Source organism: Streptomyces sp. JLBJ103 (assembly GCF_058215575.1).
The window spans coordinates 1,638,877-1,657,263 of the sequence record NZ_CM177089.1 but is presented as its reverse complement, the minus strand read 5'-3'; the positions used below and the strand labels follow the sequence as shown (position 1 = coordinate 1,657,263).

The window sequence follows — 18,387 nt, the reverse complement described above, 5'->3', positions numbered from 1 at the left end:
GCCGGTAGCAGAATGATCCCCATGAAGCTCACCAAGAAGGGCCACGCCTGCGTCCGGCTGGAGAAGGACGGGCAGACGCTCGTCATCGACCCCGGGGCCTTCAGCGAACACGACGCGGCGGCCGAAGCGGACGCGATCCTGGTCACCCACGAGCACGTCGACCACTTCAACGAGGCACGGCTGCGGGTGGCGCTCGAGGCCAACCCCGACGCCCAGGTGTGGACCCTGGCCAGTGTGGCCGGGCAGATCTCGGCGGCGTTCCCCGGCCGGGTGCACACGGTGGGCGAGGGCGACACCTTCACCGCGGCGGGCTTCGAGATCGAGGTCCACGGTCAGCTGCACGCCGTCATCCACCCCGACATCCCCCGGATCACCAACGTCGGCTATGTGGTGGACAACACCGTCTTCCACCCCGGCGACGCGCTCACCGTGCCCCACGGCCGTCGGCTGGACACCCTGCTGCTGCCGGTGCACGCCCCGTGGAACAAGCTCAGCGAGGTCATCGACTATATCCGGGCCGTGGCTCCGCGCCGCGCGGTCGACATCCACGACGCCCTGCTGTCCGACCTGGCGCCGCAGCTCTACGGCCGGATGCTGGGCCCGGAGGGTCCGGGCATCGGCGGCGCCGAGCATCTGCGGCTGGCGCCGGGGGAGACCCTGAGCCTGTGAGCGCTGTCGGACCCGCCGTGTAGGTTGACCTCCATGCGCATCGCGACCTGGAACGTCAATTCGATCACCGCCCGGCTGCCGCGGCTGCTCGCCTGGCTGGAGAGCAGCGGCACCGATGTGCTGTGCGTCCAGGAGACGAAGTGCGCCGAGTCCGCCTTCCCCTACGAGCCGCTGCGCGAGCTGGGCTACGAGGCCGCGGTCAACGCCACCGGCAGGTGGAACGGGGTGGCGCTGCTCTCCCGGGTGGGGCTCGAGGAGATCACCGTCGGCCTGCCCGGCGGCCCGGACTACGACGGCGGGCAGGAGCCGCGTGCCATAGCGGCGACCTGCGGCGGTGTCCGTGTCTGGTCGGTCTATGTGCCCAACGGCCGGGAGATCGGCCACCCGCACTACGACTACAAGCTGGCCTGGCTGGAGGCGCTGCGCAGCACGGTCGCCGAGGACGCGGCAGGGGAGCGACCCTTCGCCGTCCTCGGCGACTTCAATGTGGCCCCCACCGACGAGGACGTCTGGGACCGGGCCGCCTTCGACGGCCTCACCCACGTCACCGACCTGGAGCGGGACGCCCTGGCCGCGCTGCGCGAGACCGGTCTGTCCGATGTGGTGCCGCGCCCGCTGAAGTACGACCGCCCCTTCACCTACTGGGACTACCGCGAGCTGGGCTTCCCCAAGAACCGGGGCATGCGGATCGACCTGGTCTACGGCAACCAGCCGTTCGCCAAGGCCGTGGGCGACGCGTATGTGGACCGCGAGGAGCGCAAGGGCAAGGGCGCCTCCGACCACGCCCCGGTCGTGCTCGACCTGGAGGTCTGAGACCGCGGGACCGGGTCGGCGGGCGCCCTCGCCCGGCTCACCCCGTGAGGGTGCGCAGATCGATCGACTCGGCCAGCGCCCGCAACCCGGCGTCCCCGGGGTGCAGATGGTCACCGCTGTCGTACGCGGGGAGGATCCGCGCCGGGTGCTGCGGATCCCGCACCACCGCGTCGAAGTCCAGCACCGCGTCGAACACCCCGCCGCTGTCCCGCAGGAACGCGTTGACCTCCCGGCGGCGCGCATCGGCGTCCGCCGTGCACCGCGCCTCGCCCTCGCACGGCGCGATCGTCGCCCCGACCACCCGCAGCCCGCGCGCGTGGGCGCGGGCCGTGACGGCCCGCAGCCCCGCGATGACGTCCCTAGCAGAGGTGCCCCAGCGCAGATCGTTGATGCCCTGGAAGACCACGACCGTACGGGCCCCGCTCCGGGCGAGTACATCCCGCTCCAGTCGGCTCAGCGCGCTCACCCCGCTGGTCACCGTGGAGACCCCGTCGCCGGTGTAGACATCGGTGACCACGCGGTTCGCGGAGATCCCGCTGTTGACCACCCCGTACGCGGGCACCTCGGACTGCGCCCGCAGCCGCCGGGCCAGGACGTCCGGCCACCGGCGGTTGGCGTCCGCCGTCGAGTTGGTGCCGTCGGTGATCGAATCGCCCAGCGCCACCACCGAGCCCGGACCGCCCCGTACATCGACGCCGGTGAGGAACGGCCAGGTGGTCAGGGTGCCGGTGTAGGCGTCCGCACCGGAGTCACCGGTGCGGTCCCCGCTGCCCGGCGCGCTTGAGTACGAGCGCTGGGTGGCCTGGGTGTGCACCGGCGCCGCACTGACCGGCCCCGGCAGATGCACACTGACCAGCAGATTGGTGTCCGCCGGTACGCGGAAGTCCACCGGATCGCTGACCAGTTGGGCCCCCGCCGGGATCGAGGTGCCCCGCCGTCCGCCGAAGGTCAGCGGCACCGGCGCACCGTGCGCCGCCGCTCCCTCCTCCTGGACGGCCACGGTGGCGCGGCCGACCTCCACGGGCGCCGCGCTGAAGGTGTTCGCCAGCCGGATCCTGGCCCGCGGACCGCCCGCGCTGGTGTGCACCACCAGCCGCAGCGTCTGGTCCGTCCACGGCCCGACCTTGGTGTACCCGGCGGTGCTCGCCGCCCAACTGCCGGTCCAGCCCGGCGCGGGCTGCCGCAGCGTCGCGGCGAACACATGCAGATCGCCGACCGGACCCGGATCCTCCGGCAGTACCACCGACGCGATCTCCCGGCCTCGCGCCACCGGAACCGTCACCGCGTACAGCCGCGCCGCCTCCAGCCGCTGCCCCGACGCGCTGTTGACATGGGGGAGGCCGAACGCCTTGGTGGCCGTGGAGCCCGCGCGCCAGTCCGGCGCGGTCAGCGTGTACGTCCCGCTGGACCCGTCCCGGTAGCGCACCGTCCCGGTGCCGCTCACCGCGCCGCCGGGCCCGTCCGGCGCACTGCCCGCGACCAGGAAGGTGACCGCCTCGCCCCGGCCGCGCAGCCGTACCGCCTGCCCGTCGGCGACCACGTTGTCCGGCCCTGTCCCGGCACTCCGCGGCCAGGTCAGCCGCGCCGCGTCCAGATCGACCACCCGCCCCGGCGTCCAGCCGGCGGCTCTCAGGTCCTGCGCGGACAGCGAGTTCCCCGAACCGTCGAAGTCCGCGTCCCCCGGCCGGGTGTCCTCACCGACCGCCCGGTTGTCGAAAAGCCGCTCCAGAGGGAGCGGCTTCAGTGATGCTGCCTGTGCGGACGGCCCGGCGAGCGTCGGCAGGACCGATACCGGAAGGGCGAAGGCGACACCTCCGGCGACAAGTCCGGCCGCTGTCCCCCGTCTCCGTAAGCGCATACGAGTCCCCTCTTGCAACCAACCCGACCGCTGATCCGACAGGTGCGGGAAGAACGTAGAGAGGCGGAGGGGCGTCGTCAAGGCAATCATCGGGTCACGAGGCATACCGCGCGCCCTGTGGTGCGCCCGTGCGCGGGATGCGACGCTGAGTGGTATGAACATCCCCTTCTTGGACAACTGGCGCAAGCGGCGCGGCCCCGCTTCCGGTACGGCGCTGATGGGTGCCCAGGAAGAGGATCCTCAGGGTGTCGCACAGCTGCTCTCCGAATGCGAACTCCTGCGTGCCCGCGCCGCCACCGCCGGTATCGGACTCGACGACTCCGCCGCCTCGTTGGAAGAGCTCGACCAGCTCCTCCCACGCTGGCGCGACGACCCGGACGAGCTGCCCTGGCTCGGCAACGACGCCGGTCTCTACCTCGGCACCGTCATCATCCGCACCGTCCCCGGCGCCGCCTGGCAGGTCTGGCCCAGCGGCCGCCCCGTCGTCAGACTCGGCTCCGGCCGCGAGGTCGACGTGGTCCAGGCCGGCCACCGATGGGCCGCCGACGGCGCCCCGGAGCTCTCCCAGCTGTACGCGGAGGCCGCCGAGACCTAGGGCCGGACCCCAGCGGCCTGCGGCTGTCATCGCTCACACCGGGCCCGCGAGCGGCCCGAAGACACCAACGGGTAACCTCTGAGCGCACGGTGACGGAGGGGGACAGGACGTGCTCGGAGCAGCGTCGCAGCCTTCTCTCCGGGCCATCGGGCCCTACCGGCTCCTCGCCCGTCTCGGCGCGGGCGGGATGGGCGAGGTGTTCCTCGGTGCCGACGCGGCGGGCCGTCCGGCCGCGGTGAAGACGATCCGGCCCGACCTCGTCGTGGAGGGCGAGGCCGACCCCGACCGCGGCTTCCGCGCGCGCTTCCGCCGTGAGATCGCCGCGGCCCAGGCCGTGAACGGCCGCTACACCGCACAGTTGCTGGGTGGCGACGCCGAGGCCTCGACACCGTGGATGGCCACCGAGTACGTACCGGGGCCGACCCTCGACCAGGCGGTGCGCGCGGCGGGCCCCCTGCCGCCCCGTGCCGTACGGGACCTCGGACTGGACCTCGTCCGCGCCCTGCGGAGCATCCATCACGCCCGGATCCTGCACCGGGATCTGAAGCCGGGAAACGTGCTGCTGGCGGACGGTGGGCCGAAGGTCATCGACTTCGGTATCGCCCGTGCCTTCGGTGCGGGCACCATGACCGTCACCGGGGCCATGGTCGGCTCACCGGGCTTCATGTCACCCGAGCATGTCAAGGGCAGCCGCCATGTGGTCGCCGCATCGGACGTCTTCTGCCTGGCGTCGCTGCTGTGTTACGCCGCCACGGGCGAGGGCCTGTTCGGCGACGGGCCAGTGGCCGCGGTGTTGTACCGCATTGCCGAGGCCGAGGCCGATCTCTCCCGGGTACCGGGCTGGTTGCGCGAACCGCTCGCCGACTGTCTGCACCCGGACCCCTCGGCGCGGCCGGACACCGCCGAGCTGGAGCGGCGGTTCGCCGGAGGCGCGCCGACGGGCGTCACCGCGCGGGCTCCCTGGCCCGAGCCGGTCCGGGCGCTGATCGCCGAGCGGGAACGTGAACTGCGCCGAGTGCTCGAACGCGCCGCCAGGGAGCCCGGGTTGGGCCCCTCCGCCCTGCCAGGCGTTTCCGCCGTGCACAGCGCGCCGACGGTGACCGGCACCCCGCAGCCATCGCCGCGGCCCGGCGCGCGCGGTGTACCGCGTCGGCGGCTGGTGCTGTCGGGCGCGGCGGTGTTCGCCGCCACGGCGCTGGCCGTCTTCGGGCTGCGCACCCTCGGTTCGGGCTCGGACGGGGATACGGAGCAGCGGACGCGGACGGACGGCGCGGGAACCGGCACCACCTCGGTCTCGGTGGACCAGTACGGCGGCCCGGACCGCAATCGGACCTTCTCCGGGAGCGGCGCCGGGCGACCGGAAGGGTGGCGGACGTGGTCGGCGGCGCTGGCGGACACACCGGTGGACTGCGCGCTGGACCCCCGGCTGCTGGTGTGCCGCCTCGCGGACGGCACCCTCCAGGCGGTCGACGCCGCCACGGGTGCGCGCAGCTGGCACACCGCCCGGGAGCACCCGAGGGCGAAGGCCTCGTACAGCGCCCGGGGCACGCTCACCATCCCGGGCGACGGCACCAATCCGGTGCTCCTCGACGGGCTGGTGGTCTCCGCCGAGTCCGGGTGGCTGCGCGCCCGCGGCACCGAGGACGGCTCGGTGCGGTGGGAGCGACGGCGGACCGCGGACAGCGGGGGAGGGCGGGGACGGATCCTCGCGGCCGACGGACGGGTCTTCCTCACCACCACCGGGAACGACGGGAGCACCGAGGTCCTGGCGTACGACGTGCGCCGTGGGCGCCGGCTGTGGTCGCACACCCTCCCGGCGCAGGACGTCGGGGAGGCGGCCCGGGTTCCCGTCACGGTCCAGGCGTTCAGCACCGGGCTGGTCTATGTGCTGGCCCAGGAGGGTCTGACGGCGTATGACGCCAGGACCGGGAAGCGGGTGGCCGTCTCGAAGCTGCCCGCCGAGCGCTGCCAGGGGGCGCGGCTCAGCGGTGGTGAGGTGCTGTGTCCGGGCGGCAACGAGGGGGTCGCCGCCCTGGACTCCCGGACGCTGGAGCGCGCCGACGACCCGGCCGACCCGCGCTATCCGGGGGTGGCCCCGGGCCGGGGCGCCGTGGGCGCGTTGGGGACCTACGGGGCACTGACCACGGAGGCCGACGCGGTCATGCTGCGTCGTACGGACGACACGGCGCGCAGGGTCGGCCCGGTGGCCCGGACGCCCGACGGAGAGCCGACGGCCGTCTCGACGGCGGTCTTCGTCGGAAGCACGGCTGTCTACGCGGACAACGCCGCGCTGTACACCCTGCCGTCGGGCGGCACCGCGCACCGGACCCCGGTGAAGGGCGCTCCCGGCATCCGGTCCGACCCGGGCACGCGGAACGTCAGGAAGGCCGTCCGGGCGCCCGAACTGCTGTCGGTCGGAGGAACCGTCGTCCTCGTCTACTACGACGGCACGGTCCGCTCGCTCGACCTGCCCTGACCGAAACGCCCCACACCCAGCAGGAGAGGAGACGAGGGAGCGGTGCTGCGACCCCTCGACGAGCACGCCCCGCGCCGGATCGGCCCGTACCGAGTGCTGGCCGGACTGGGGTCGGGCGGCATGGGAACGGTGTACCTCGCCGTCCCCCAGGGCGCTGCGCACGGCTCGGCCGGTGACGCCTTCTCCTCCTTGGTCGCCGTCAAGACCATGCGCCAGGATCTGGCGGGGGACCGGGAGTTCGGCATCCGCTTCCGGCGCGAAGCGGAGGCGGCCCGCGCGGTGCGCGGCCCCCATACCGTGGCGCTGGTGGACGCCGACCCAACCGCCGCCCCGCCCTGGCTGGCCACCGAGTACGTGGTCGGCCCCTCGCTGCACGAGGCGGTGGCCCGGTGCGGCCCGCTCCCGGCGGCGGCCGTGCGGGCCATGGGCGCGGATCTGGCACGGGGCTTGCGCACCATCCACGGCGCGCGGGTGCTGCATCGCGATCTGAAGCCCGCGAACGTGCTTCTGACGGCCGATGGGCCGAAGATCATCGACTTCGGCATCGCCCAGGCGTACGACGCCACGGCGCTGACCACGGCCGGGGTGGCGATCGGCTCGCCAAGCTTCATGTCGCCCGAGCAGTTGATGACCGGCCGGCCGGTGACGGCGGCCACGGACGTCTTCGCCCTCGGCGCGCTGCTGTGCCTCGCCGCGCGTGGCGCGGGCCCGTTCGACGACGAGGAACTGGCCGCCGTCATCCACCGTGTGGCCCGGGGCGAGGCCGACCTCGACGGCGTACCGGACGATCTGCGCGAGGTCGTCGCGACCTGCCTGGACCGGGATCCCGGGGCGCGGCCGACGCCGGACGCCCTGATCCGCTCCCTCGACGCCTCGGCCGCCGACAGCAGGCCGGGGCGGGAGCCGGCCCGCAGGACCGGGCCCTTCCTCTGGCCCGAGGGGATCGCCCGGCTCATCGAGAGCTATGGCGAAGAGGCGGACCGGGTGCTTCAGGCGGCCCCGCCCTCGGCTCCGCCGTGGCACGGGCCGACCATGCCCGCTGTGCCGCCGCCGGATCCCGCTCCGGACGAACGGCGCAGGCCGCGTGCGATCGTCATCGCCCTGGCCGGGGCGGCGGCGCTGACGGCCGGGATACTGATATCCGCCCTGCTTCCCGGATGGCTGGACGACGACCGCGGCAGCTCCGATGCGGCTGCCGCCGCGCCGCCCGCGGCCGGGCCGGTGGTGACGGGCCGTACGGACATCGGCGCCCGGGCCGTGGAGCTGGCCGATGATCACAAACGGCGGCCCGCGGACTGGTCGCCCTGGCACGCCCGGCTGTCGGACGGCTCGCCCACCGCATGCCAGCTGTCGGGCGCCTTCCTGATGTGCGGCGTCTCCGGGGGAGTGGAGGTGCTGGAGGCGGCCACCGGCAAGCGGGTTTGGCGCTATGAGGACAAGGGCGGACGCACGGAACAGGGCACGAGCCTTTTCTACCCCGTCATCGGCGGTGACGTCGTCTACACCGCCGAGGGCGACGGCATCGTGGGCCTGCGGCTCACCAACGGCAAGCCCGTGTCCCACTGGCCCGGCGCCGCCGGATACGAGCCCGCGAGGGCGGCCGCGGCGAACGGTGTGGTGTACGTGGTCTACGAGGGGCCGTCGGGCGCGGGCACCAGCTCCAGCATGCTCTTCCGCGCCTACCGGGCCGCCGGCGGACAACGGCTCTGGGAGAAGGTCCACCGGGGTGTCTTCCCACAGAGCATGGAACTGGCGGGTGACCGGCTGTACGCCCAGGGCAACACCCATGGAGTCGCGCTCGACATCGCCGACGGCCGGGAAACGGGCGAGGCGGCGCCCTGTTCCCCGCTGGTGGTGAGGGGCGACCGGCTCTACTGCGACACCTTCCAGGGCACCACGACGGTGCGCGACGCCCGCACGCTCAAGACGCTGCACACCGTGCCGGGCGCCATCGTGACGGCGAGCGCGCGCGGGACCGCGGTCACCCGCACCGCCGACGCCGGTGGCACCGACGACAGGGTGACCCTGCGCGGTATCGACCTGTCGACCGGGAAGACACGCTGGACCAGGCGGAACGGCACCGGGCAGGACACGGTGCTGATGCACGGGAACCGGTTCCTGGTCATCGACCGGACGGGACTGCGCGCCTTTTCCGCCGCTGATGGACGGCCGGCCGGGGCACCGATCAGCTACCCGGGCTGGCCGTCGCCCGAGGACCCCCTGAAGGCGACCCAACCCCTGGTGCTCGGCAGCGGCGGGGTGCTGTATCTCGTCTTCGACGACGGCACGGTGGTCTCCGGCGCGATGCCTTGAGGCGCCGCTCCCCACCGGTCTCGATCGAGGGTTATCCACCCTTCGGTTTGCGTGTCATCAGCGAAGTGCCGCTTTTGTCTGGATAGCTTGCGCTGACGCGACACAGGCGAAAGTGGGTGGGGCCGGGTATGGCCGTCGGCGAACCGTTGATCGAGCTGCGTGAGGTCAACAAGTACTTCGGCGCGCTGCATGTGCTCCAGGACATCGACCTCACCGTCGGCCGCGGTGAGGTGGTCGTGGTCATCGGGCCCTCCGGCTCCGGGAAGTCGACGCTGTGCCGGACGATCAACCGGCTGGAGACGATCCAGTCCGGCGCCATCGCCGTGGACCGCAGACCGCTGCCCGAGGAGGGCAAGGAGCTGGCGCAGCTGCGGGCCGAGGTGGGGATGGTCTTCCAGTCGTTCAACCTCTTCGCGCACCGCACCGTGCTGGCCAATGTGATGCTCGCCCAGCAGAAAGTCCGCAAGCGCGGCAGGCAGGAGGCGGAGCGCCGGGCGCGGGAGTTGCTGGAGCGGGTGGGGCTCACGGATCAGGCCGACAAGTATCCCGCGCAGCTCTCCGGCGGTCAGCAGCAGCGGGTGGCCATCGCGCGGGCGCTGGCGATGGATCCGAAGGTGATGCTCTTCGACGAGCCGACCTCGGCGCTGGACCCGGAGATGATCAACGAGGTGCTGGAGGTCATGCGCCAGCTCGCCCGCGAGGGCATGACGATGGTGGTCGTCACCCATGAGATGGGCTTCGCGCGCTATGCCGCGAACCGGGTGGTGTTCATGGCCGACGGCCGGATCGTGGAGGACCGCAGTCCGGAGGAGTTCTTCGCGGCACCGGCGACCGAGCGGGCCCGGGACTTCCTCTCCAAGATCCTCAAGCACTGAGCCGGGTGGTGACGGAGATGAGGCGCATCCGCCGGGCGATCGCCGCCCTGGCCCTGGCTCTCGCCCTGCTTCCGGCGGCGGCCGGGTGCGGGAAGGAGGGCAGCCCGCCCGCCAAGGGGCCGAAGGCCGGGCAACTGCCCACGTACGAGGTGAACACCGGCTTCCGGCTGCCGGCGTCGCCGACCTGGCGCAGGGCCGAGCGGCGTGGCCATCTCACCGTCGGGGTCAAGGAGGACCAGCCCTATCTCGGCGAGAAGGACCCGGCCACCGGCCGCTACTCCGGCTTCGATATCGAGATCGCCAAGATGATGGCGGCGTCGCTGGGCTTCAAGCCCAGCCAGATCCGCTTCCGCACCGTCGCCTCGGCCAACCGGGAGACCGCGCTCCAGAACGGCCAGATCGACTACTACGTCGGCACCTACACCATCAATCCGCTGCGCAAGCGCCTGGTGGGCTTCGCCGGGCCGTACTTCATGGCGGGACAGTCGCTGCTGGTGCGCACCGACGAGCACGACATCCACGGCCCCCAGGACCTGGCGGGCAAGGCCGTGTGCTCGGCGGCCGGTTCGACCCCGCTCCAGCGGATCCAGACCGACTACCCCAAGGCCCGCGCGGTGGCCTACGACACCTACTCGGTCTGCGTGGACAACCTGCTGAGCTATCAGGTCGACGCGGTCACCACCGACAACGTGATCCTGCTCGGCTACGCGGCCAAGGTCCCGGAGGAGCTGAAGGTGGTGGGCAAGCCGTTCTCCAAGGAGCCGTACGGCATCGGGGTGCCGCGGGGGGACAACGCGCTGCGCTTCGCGCTGGACGAGGCGCTCCTGATCCATGAGCGCAACGGCGACTGGAAGAAGGCGTACAACGCGACCCTCGGGCTGTCCGGGGTGCCCGCCCCCAAGCCGCCGCCCATCGACCGCTACCAGACGCGCTGAGGCCGCCGTATGTATGTGCTCACCGAAAACTTCGCCCTCTACGGCAAGGGGTTCCTCGGCACGGTCGAACTGACCGTGTACGCCTCGCTGCTCGCCCTGGCCGTGGGCATCCTGATGGCCGCGTTCCGGGTGGCGCCGGTGGCCTCGCTGCGGACCTTCGGCACCGTATGGGTGACGGTGCTCCGCAACACCCCGCTGACCCTGCTGTTCTTCGCGGTGATGCTGGGGCTGCCGCGCTTCGGCCTGGTGCTGCCGTTCACCACCTTCGCGGTGCTGGCACTGGGCTGCTACACCTCGGCGTTCATCTGCGAGGCGGTGCGCTCGGGCATCAACACGGTGCCGGTCGGACAGGGCGAGGCCGCGCGCAGCCTGGGGATGACGTTCGAGCAGACGCTGGGCGCGGTGGTGCTGCCGCAGGCGTTCCGCTCGGTCATCCCGCCGATCGGCTCGACCCTGATCGCGCTCGCCAAGAACTCCGCGATCGCCGGGTCGTTCAGCGTCACCGAGCTGCTGGGCACCTACAAGCCGCTCAACGAGATGGGCTACAGCATCATCTGGACCTTCATCTGGATCGCCGTCGGCTATCTGATCGTGACGCTGGCCATCAGCGCGATCTTCGCCGTTCTGGAGAAGCGCTGGGGAGTGCCGCGATGACCACCACCGCCCTCTACGATGTGGCCGGGCCGCGGACGCGGCGCCGCCACCGCATCTACGGGATCGCGGCCACGGCCGTGCTGCTGGCGCTGGTCGCCTGGATCGTCCATCTCCTGGTCGAGACCGGCCAGTTCGCGTACCAGAAGTGGATGCCCTTCGAGTACAAGGGCATCCAGGAGCTGTTGCTGCGCGGGCTCGCCAACACCCTCAAGGCGTTCGCTCTGGCCGCGGTGTTCTCGCTGGCATTGGGCGCCGTGCTGGCCGCCGGGCGGCTGTCGGAGCACCGTCCGGTGCGCTGGCTGTCCACGCTGGTGGTGGAGTTCTTCCGGGCGATGCCCGTGCTGGTGATGATCTTCTTTGTGTTTGTGGCGCTGAAGGTGCAGCCGCTGCCCGCGCTGGTCACCGGGCTGACGCTGTACAACGGCTCGGTGCTGGCAGAGGTGTTCCGCGCGGGGGTCAACGCGGTGGACCGCGGCCAGCGCGAGGCGGCGTACTCCCTCGGCATGCGGAAGACGGCGGTGATGACGTACGTGCTGGTGCCCCAGGGCGTACGCGCGATGCTGCCCGCCATCATCAGCCAGTTGGTGGTGGCCCTGAAGGACACCTCGCTCGGCTTCCTCATCACCTACGAGGAGTTTCTGCACGCCGGAAAGCTCATCGCGTCCAATCTCGACTACGACCTTCCGTTCATTCCGGTGGTGATGGTGATCTCGCCGATCTACATCGGGATGTGCATGCTGCTGTCGTGGTTCGCCAACTGGGTGGCGAAGCGGGAGCGGCGCAGTGTGAAGACCGGTCAGGTGAAGGTCGCCGCCCCCGAACCGGCCGCCCCCATGCCCGGCGACACCCGCACCTGACACGGGGGCGGCACCTGATCAGGGGAGCGGGATCACTCGCGGACCGGTACCGACAGCGATGACGGGTCGTCCGCGGGCGAGGAGAAGGTGAGCCGTGCCCCGTCCGGGTTGTGTTCGTTGTAGAGCGGGTCCTTGGCGTCGACGACCAGGGCCAGCCGGTGTCCGGCCGGGAGGTCGTAGGCGGTCGAGAACAGCTCCAGGTCCACGCCGAACGGCGTTCCCGGGGTGCGGTCGTGGAAGGTGACGGGGGCGTGGGTGATGAGCTTGCCGACGCCGAGCGCGCCGACGTCGTAGAGGTACGCCACCGCCGTACCGCTGGACTTGTTGCTGCTCACGGTGGTGTGCAGGGTCACGGTGCCGCGGATGCGCTGCTCGGTGGCGTAAGCCGCGCTCTGCCAGACGGCCGCGTAGGAGCGGGGCAGCAGCGGGATCGAGGCGAGCGGCGGGAGTTTGAGGAACTGGTCCAGGGCGCCGCTGAGGATCGCGGTGCCGCCGTCGGCGCCGGAGTTGTGGTCGGCGCTGATCTGCTCGGTGCTGTCCAGGGCGAGCCGGCGGTGGCCGGTGGGCACGGCCGACCAGCTGGGATAGCCCTCGTAGCCGTCCTTGGTCCGCGAGGCGAGCTGGACCGGCTGCTCGCGGTCGATGCCGTTCCGGTCGCCCTTGAGATAGCGGTCCAGCCAGCGGCGGGAATGGTCCCAGGTGTCGTTGGGCAGGCCCAGCAGCCCGGTGAGCTCGGGGGTGGCATGGTCGCCGGGCCGCAGCTCCAGCCGTTTGGGCCCGGTGAGCTTCTCGTAGAAGCGGGCGTAACTGTTGGGCGGGAAGATGGAGTCGCCCCAGGCGTTGCCCAGCATGACGGCCGCGCCGTTGGCGTTGATGCGGTCGAGGTAGGTGGCGGGGGAGCGCTTACGGCCCCACTCGATCAAGTCCTTTTCCCTGGCCATGTTGGAGCCGAGGAAGTCCTTGAGCATCTGCTGCATCTCTTCGCTCGGACGGCCGGTCAGCGTTCCCAGCCCGCCGAGCAGACCGGCGGCCTGGCGGTGCTGGGTGCGCTCGCTGTAGATGGACTCGATCAGGTCCGCCCAGCCGCTCATCGCCACAACGGCCTTGACACGCGGGTCGAATGCCGAGGCGAGCAGGCTGATCCCGGCGCCGTAGGACACCCCGGCCATGCCGATGCGGCCGGGGTCGGCGCCGGTGTGGGCCAGTGCCCAGTCGATGACCTTGGAGGCGTCGGCGACATCGGGCGGCCCGGCCGTCTCGATCCGTCCGCCGGACTGCCAGAAGCCGCGGGGGTTGTAACTGAGCACCACATAGCCGGACTCGGCCAGCTTTCTGGCCTGGGCGAGATATTCCACCTGGGGCATGGCCCAGCTGGTGGGCAGGACCACCAGCGGATAGCGGTGCCCGGCGCCGGCGTCGGCCGGGGCGACCACATTGGCGGCGAGGGACACGCCGCCGTCGCCGGGGATGTCGACGAAGCGTACGGATGTCGAGGATGCCGACGACCCGGACGAGGCAGCCGAGGCGGACGAGGCCGACGAGGCGGCCGCGACGGCGCTCGCCGGTTCGGCGGCCGCGGCCGGTGCCGTGGCGGCGGGGCCGAAGGTGGCACCGGCCAGCACGGTCGCCGAGACGGCGGCGGCCGCCGCCGCGCGCAGGTATTTGCGGGCAGGGGTCACTTGTCGCTCCTGTGGGGAATGCCGTGGGGGGCAAAGGGAGCGCGCGCTCAAGTGACTTGACGGTAACCCGGGTTGTTACCTCTGGTAATGGTGCGATAAGTTACGCCTGGGTAACGATAGGAGCCGCTCCTGGCTGCCGGGGCCGGGAGCGGTTCGGGGCGTTGCCCGGGGGCCGGACCCCGTCCGGGTCCGGCCCCGCGAAACTTCCTCGGGTGGGCCGCGCTCAGCCCTCCTTGGCGGCCTTGGCCGCGGCCCGCGACCCCACCGGCGCGGAGGTCGCGGCCTTGGTGACATCGGCCACCAGCTCGACCACATCCGGGCCGTACGCCTGGGAGTTGACCACCTTCAGCAGCAGACAGAACGAGCCCTGCGCCCCGTACTTACGGGCCAGCCGGGCGCGGTTGCGCACCAGATGGTTGACCGCCGCGCGATGGGTCACCGGGCGCTGCCCGGCGGCCAGGAACACCGGACGCTCGCCCTCGCCCGCCGTCAGCCGGGCCAGCAGGACGTACTCGACCGCGCCCGGTTCGGGGCGGTAGGCGGTGCCGCCGATGGTGAAGGTGCCGCGGTCCGCCCCGGACTCATCGCCCGGACGCACGGTCACCCCCGGCAGCAGATTCGACAGATGGGCGGCCAGCCTGCGGTGTGCTATGGGGTCGCCGATGCAGAACTCCGTCCGCGCGCCGAACCCCTGCAACCCGGTGTCATGCGGTGCGACCTCGGGGTGGGCGCCGCAGATCTCCACGACGGAGGCGAGTCCGAGCAGCGCGAGCGCGTCATGGCGCGGAATGCTCCAGTGCGCCGAGGTGCTGTCCCGATGAGTGACCAGCACACACTCCGAGCCGTCCGGCAGGCCGAAGAAGCGCTGCTCGCGGGCGCGCTTACGGCGCACCAGCGCCGAGTGCACGGCCCAGCCGAGGGCCAGGCCCACGATCAGAGCCGCCGCGGAGGCGATCAGGTCCTGCAGGGTGTCGTTCATGGCCGCGCATCGTAGCGGCGAACCGGGTGGGTGTTCGAGGCCGGGGTTATGGGGGACCCGTCGTCCGTCCTGACCGGCGGGGACGAGCGGCCCCCTGTCGTGACCACGTCGGGCACCGGTAGGCTCCGGCCCTGTCGTCCGCTTGGAGGTATGGATGGGGCCCACCGCGCGACCAGCCGCATCGTCAACCACGTCCACCACGTCCGGCGCCGTACCGCCCCGGCGTCGGCTGCCCGCGATGGCCGCAGCGGCCGCGCTGGCCGCGGTGCTCGGCATCGCCCCGGCCGGGGCGGCGCAGAGCGGTCCGGCGGACGCCGCGAAGCCCGGCACCCCCGCCAAGACCCCGGTGGCCGAGGGCTACGGCGGCGCGGTCTCCAGCGTGGACGCCGACGCCTCGGCGGCCGGGATCGACGTGCTGCGGCACGGCGGGAACGCGGTCGACGCGGCGGTCGCGACCGCCGCCGCGCTCGGGGTCACCGAGCCGTACTCGGCGGGTGTCGGCGGCGGTGGGTACTTCGTCTACTACAGCGCCAAGAAGCACAAGGTGTACACGCTGGACGGCCGGGAGACCGCACCGCTCAGCGCCGACAAGAGCCTGTTCCTCGACAAGGACGGCAAGCCGCTGCCGTTCGCCGACGCGGTCACCAGCGGACTGAGCGTCGGCACCCCCGGCACCCCCGCCACCTGGGAGGACGCCCTCGGCGCCTGGGGCACCGAGCCGCTGGCGCAGGTGCTGAAGCCCGCCGAGCGGCTGGCCCGCGACGGCTTCACCGTGGACCCCACCTTCCGTCAGCAGACGGCCGACAACGAGGCCCGCTTCAAGGACTTCCCGGCCTCGGCCGAGCTGTTCCTGCCCGGCGGCAAGCTGCCGGTGGTGGGCGCCACCTTCACCAACCCCGATCTCGCCCGCACCTACGCCCTGCTGGCCAAGAAGGGCACCGGCGCGGTCTACAAGGGCGAGCTGGGCCGCGACATCGTCGACACGGTGCGCAAGCCCCCGGTGGACCCGAAGGCCGAGCGCACCGTGCGGCCCGGCGATCTGACCGCCCGCGACCTGCGGGCGTACACCACCAAGCGGCAGGCGCCCACCCGCACCGGCTACCGGGGCCTGGACGTCTACGGCATGGCGCCCTCGTCCTCGGGCGGCACCAGCGTGGCCGAGGCGCTCAACATCCTGGAGAAGACCGACCTCTCCCAGCTCAGCGAGCGCGACTACCTGCACCGCTACATCGAGGCCAGCCGGATAGCCTTCGCCGACCGTGGACGGTGGGTGGGTGACCCCGCCGCCGAGGACGTCCCCACCAAGGGACTCACCTCGCAGCGGTTCGCGGACTCCCGCGGCTGCCTGATCAAGCCGGACGCGGTGCTCAAGAGCCCGGTGAAGCCCGGCGACCCGAACCGCCCGGCCGGGCCCGGTGCCTGTGACACCCGTGGCCACGCCGCCCCCACCACCTACGAGGGCGAGAACACCACCCATCTCACGGTGGCCGACAAGTGGGGCAACGTCGTCGCCTACACCCTCACCATCGAGCAGACCGGCGGCAGCGGGATCACCGTCCCCGGCCGCGGCTTCCTGCTCAACAACGAGCTGACCGACTTCTCCTTCGCGCCCGCCGACCCGGCCGTCCACGACCCGAACCTGCCGGGCCCGGGGAAGCGGCCCCGCTCGTCGATGTCGCCGACGATCGTGCTCGAGCACAACAAGCCGGTGCTGGCGCTCGGCTCACCCGGCGGCGCGACCATCATCACGACCGTGCTGCAAACCATGCTCAACCATCTCGACCGGGGAATGCCGCTGGTCGACGCCATCGCCGCACCGCGCGCCAGCCAGCGCAACGCCGACCGGACCGAACTGGAACCGGGGCTGTGGAACAGCCCCGAGCGCGCGGAACTGGAGGCGCTCGGCCACTCCTTCAAGCAGAACCCGGAGATCGGCGCCGCGACCGGCGTCCAGCGGCTGTCCGGCGGCCGCTGGCTGGCCGCGGCCGAGACGGTACGCCGGGGCGGCGGCTCGGCGATGGTGGTCAGCCCCGGCTGACGGCCCCCGGCTCCGCTTGGCCTGCCGTGCGGCGGCGATCGCGCGCCGGCACGTTCGGCTGCTGTGTGCGCACCCGGAAAACTGTCCGTAGCACGCCCGTAACCGGTTCCGTAACACGCGGGGTGTCGAATGCGGGCCATGGGGTGAAGGGTGCGAGGGGAGAGGGGTGGCGATGTCGGGCGGGCAACTCCCAGCCGCGATCGGGGAGTTCGCGGACTTCCTGCGTGCGCTGACACGGCGGCTGGACCGGGAGGCGGGGTGGTACGGCGTCTTCGCGCGGCGCGACCCCGAGGGTCTGCAAGCCTGTCTGGACGGTCATGAGGTGCCGCCCTGGGATGTGGTCCAGGCGCTGCTCCAGGACCTCTCCGCCCGGCACGGCCCGGAGGCGGCACGGGAGGCCGCGGCCCGCGCCGCCACCCTCTACCGGGCGTCGGTCATCGTCTACGACGTCGAGGTCGGTGGGCGCGCGGCGCTCCAGGACCGGCTGGAGGCGATGCTCGGCGAACAGCGGCGCGCGGCCCGGCGGGAACGCCGTCTCCGGGAGGCCGTGCACACCGCCGGGGACACCACGGCGCGGGAGGGCCTCGCCGCCGATCTGGCGTGGGCGCACGACGACTGGGAGCGGGCGACCGCCCGCTGCGAGGAACTGCGCGCCCGCCTCGACGCACTGCCCCCTGCCGCCGGGCCCGACCGTCCCCCGGGGCCGGAAGGGGCGCGCGCCGGTGCCACGGGCGAGGCCCAGCCCGTGCCACCGGAGCCACCCGCCGAGCGCCCCGCGTCCGCCCCGCCCGCACCTCCGCCCGCCCGTACCCGCCGCCCCCGTGGCGCACGGTTCGCCGGGGTGGAGCCCGACGCCGACGCGGCGGGAGCCGGGGGAGCGGCCGGGCCGCTGCTCCCGGACCCGGCCCCCGTGGCGGACCCCGGGGCACAGCCCGTGGCCGACGCGCCGGCGACACCCCGGGGCGCCAGGTTCGCCGGGGCGTACGGCGCCGTGGACGGCCTCCGGCGCCACCGCCGCGGCCGCCGGGAGGAGAGCGCCGCCGTACGGGAGGCGGCCCGGCGCGGCGAGGCACACCGCGCCGCCGCCGAGGCCGTGACCCGGCTCGGCGGACTGCGGGCGCAGGGGCGTGGCGGCGAGGCCCATGTGGTGCTGTGCGAAACCGCCGCCTGGCCCGCCCCGCGGCTGCCGGTGCTCGCGGCGGAGCTGGAGCGCGCCGGACTCGGCGCGGATGTGGCCACCCTGCTCTGGGAAATGGCGTGTCTGCCGCCCCCGAGGCTGGCCGCCGCCGCGGAGGCCCTGATGAGGGCGGGTCGTCAGGCCGACGGTGAGCGGCTGCTGCGGCAGAGCGTCTCCCGGCCGGTCGAGGAGATCGCGCACACCGCGCTGGCGCTGCTCGAGGCGGGTGCCGACGATGAGGCGGGCCTGCTGCTGCGGGCGCTGGTGCGGGCCCGGAGCCCGGAGGACGCGGCGGGCGCGGCCGGTGCGGATCCGGCCATTCTGGTGCCGCTGCTGCTCGACGCCGCGGACCGGGTGTCCTCCAGCAGTCATCACGATCTTGCACTAGCACTTCGTGTGGCCGGTCTGGCCTGACACAACGCGAAAACTGAACGTCTTCGTTGAGTAACGGCGGCGGTATTGCCAGAGT

General features: G+C 72.6%; 14 protein-coding genes. 11 read left to right on the top strand and 3 right to left on the bottom strand.

Features of this window, described 5'->3' with window-relative positions; translation table 11 throughout:
• The first annotated feature begins 21 nt into the window (after positions 1-21).
• Both AC4BEG_RS07095 and AC4BEG_RS07090 read left to right on the top strand, forming a co-directional pair.
• On the top strand, positions 22-669 hold the full coding sequence (locus AC4BEG_RS07095) for an MBL fold metallo-hydrolase (protein WP_490705054.1): 648 nt from the start codon (positions 22-24) through the stop codon (positions 667-669).
• A gap of 33 nt (positions 670-702) precedes the next feature.
• Complete coding sequence (locus tag AC4BEG_RS07090) at positions 703-1,482, top strand: exodeoxyribonuclease III (RefSeq protein WP_490705053.1); 780 nt, start codon at positions 703-705, stop codon at positions 1,480-1,482.
• A gap of 37 nt (positions 1,483-1,519) precedes the next feature.
• Here the strand turns inward: AC4BEG_RS07090 and AC4BEG_RS07085 are convergent, their stop codons facing one another.
• Entirely contained in the window at positions 1,520-3,340 is a 1,821-nt protein-coding gene (locus AC4BEG_RS07085) for an SGNH/GDSL hydrolase family protein (protein ID WP_490705052.1), read from the bottom strand.
• Between the two features lie 154 nt (positions 3,341-3,494).
• Between AC4BEG_RS07085 and AC4BEG_RS07080 the strand changes: the two genes are divergently transcribed.
• The 7 genes from AC4BEG_RS07080 to AC4BEG_RS07050 all read left to right on the top strand — a co-directional run bounded on the left by AC4BEG_RS07080 (position 3,495) and on the right by AC4BEG_RS07050 (position 12,045).
• Complete coding sequence (locus AC4BEG_RS07080) at positions 3,495-3,935, top strand: DUF6278 family protein (RefSeq protein WP_490705051.1); 441 nt, start codon at positions 3,495-3,497, stop codon at positions 3,933-3,935.
• 109 nt (positions 3,936-4,044) lie between these two features.
• Positions 4,045-6,411, top strand: coding sequence for a protein kinase domain-containing protein (locus AC4BEG_RS07075; protein WP_490705050.1), 2,367 nt, complete (start codon positions 4,045-4,047; stop codon positions 6,409-6,411).
• Positions 6,412-6,453: 42 nt separating this feature from the next.
• The gene (locus tag AC4BEG_RS07070; RefSeq protein ID WP_490705049.1) at positions 6,454-8,724 is read left to right on the top strand and encodes a protein kinase domain-containing protein; all 2,271 of its coding nucleotides are present in this window, start codon (positions 6,454-6,456) and stop codon (positions 8,722-8,724) included.
• 128 nt (positions 8,725-8,852) lie between these two features.
• A complete protein-coding gene (locus tag AC4BEG_RS07065; protein WP_490705048.1) occupies positions 8,853-9,599 on the top strand; it encodes an amino acid ABC transporter ATP-binding protein in 747 nt (248 codons plus the stop codon).
• Positions 9,600-9,616: 17 nt separating this feature from the next.
• The gene (locus tag AC4BEG_RS07060; protein ID WP_490705047.1) at positions 9,617-10,534 is read left to right on the top strand and encodes a glutamate ABC transporter substrate-binding protein; all 918 of its coding nucleotides are present in this window, start codon (positions 9,617-9,619) and stop codon (positions 10,532-10,534) included.
• A gap of 9 nt (positions 10,535-10,543) precedes the next feature.
• A complete protein-coding gene (locus AC4BEG_RS07055; RefSeq protein WP_490705046.1) occupies positions 10,544-11,188 on the top strand; it encodes an amino acid ABC transporter permease in 645 nt (214 codons plus the stop codon).
• Positions 11,185-12,045 (top strand): amino acid ABC transporter permease, encoded by an 861-nt coding sequence (locus AC4BEG_RS07050; RefSeq protein ID WP_490705045.1) that lies wholly within the window; start codon positions 11,185-11,187, stop codon positions 12,043-12,045. Before AC4BEG_RS07055 ends, AC4BEG_RS07050 begins: the two co-directional genes overlap by 4 nt.
• A 32-nt stretch (positions 12,046-12,077) precedes the next feature.
• Here the strand turns inward: AC4BEG_RS07050 and AC4BEG_RS07045 are convergent, their stop codons facing one another.
• Together AC4BEG_RS07045 and AC4BEG_RS07040 are read right to left on the bottom strand one after the other, a co-directional pair.
• Positions 12,078-13,724, bottom strand: coding sequence for a CocE/NonD family hydrolase (locus AC4BEG_RS07045; protein ID WP_490705044.1), 1,647 nt, complete (start codon positions 13,722-13,724; stop codon positions 12,078-12,080).
• A gap of 223 nt (positions 13,725-13,947) precedes the next feature.
• Positions 13,948-14,703, bottom strand: coding sequence for a hypothetical protein (locus AC4BEG_RS07040; RefSeq protein ID WP_490705043.1), 756 nt, complete (start codon positions 14,701-14,703; stop codon positions 13,948-13,950).
• 238 nt (positions 14,704-14,941) lie between these two features.
• On the opposite strand from AC4BEG_RS07040, the gene ggt reads away from it, so the two are divergent.
• Positions 14,942-16,741, top strand: coding sequence for a gamma-glutamyltransferase (ggt, locus tag AC4BEG_RS07035; RefSeq protein WP_490705042.1), 1,800 nt, complete (start codon positions 14,942-14,944; stop codon positions 16,739-16,741).
• Between the two features lie 172 nt (positions 16,742-16,913).
• Positions 16,914-18,332 (top strand): hypothetical protein, encoded by a 1,419-nt coding sequence (locus AC4BEG_RS07030; protein ID WP_490707006.1) that lies wholly within the window; start codon positions 16,914-16,916, stop codon positions 18,330-18,332.
• The last annotated feature ends 55 nt before the right edge of the window (positions 18,333-18,387 follow it).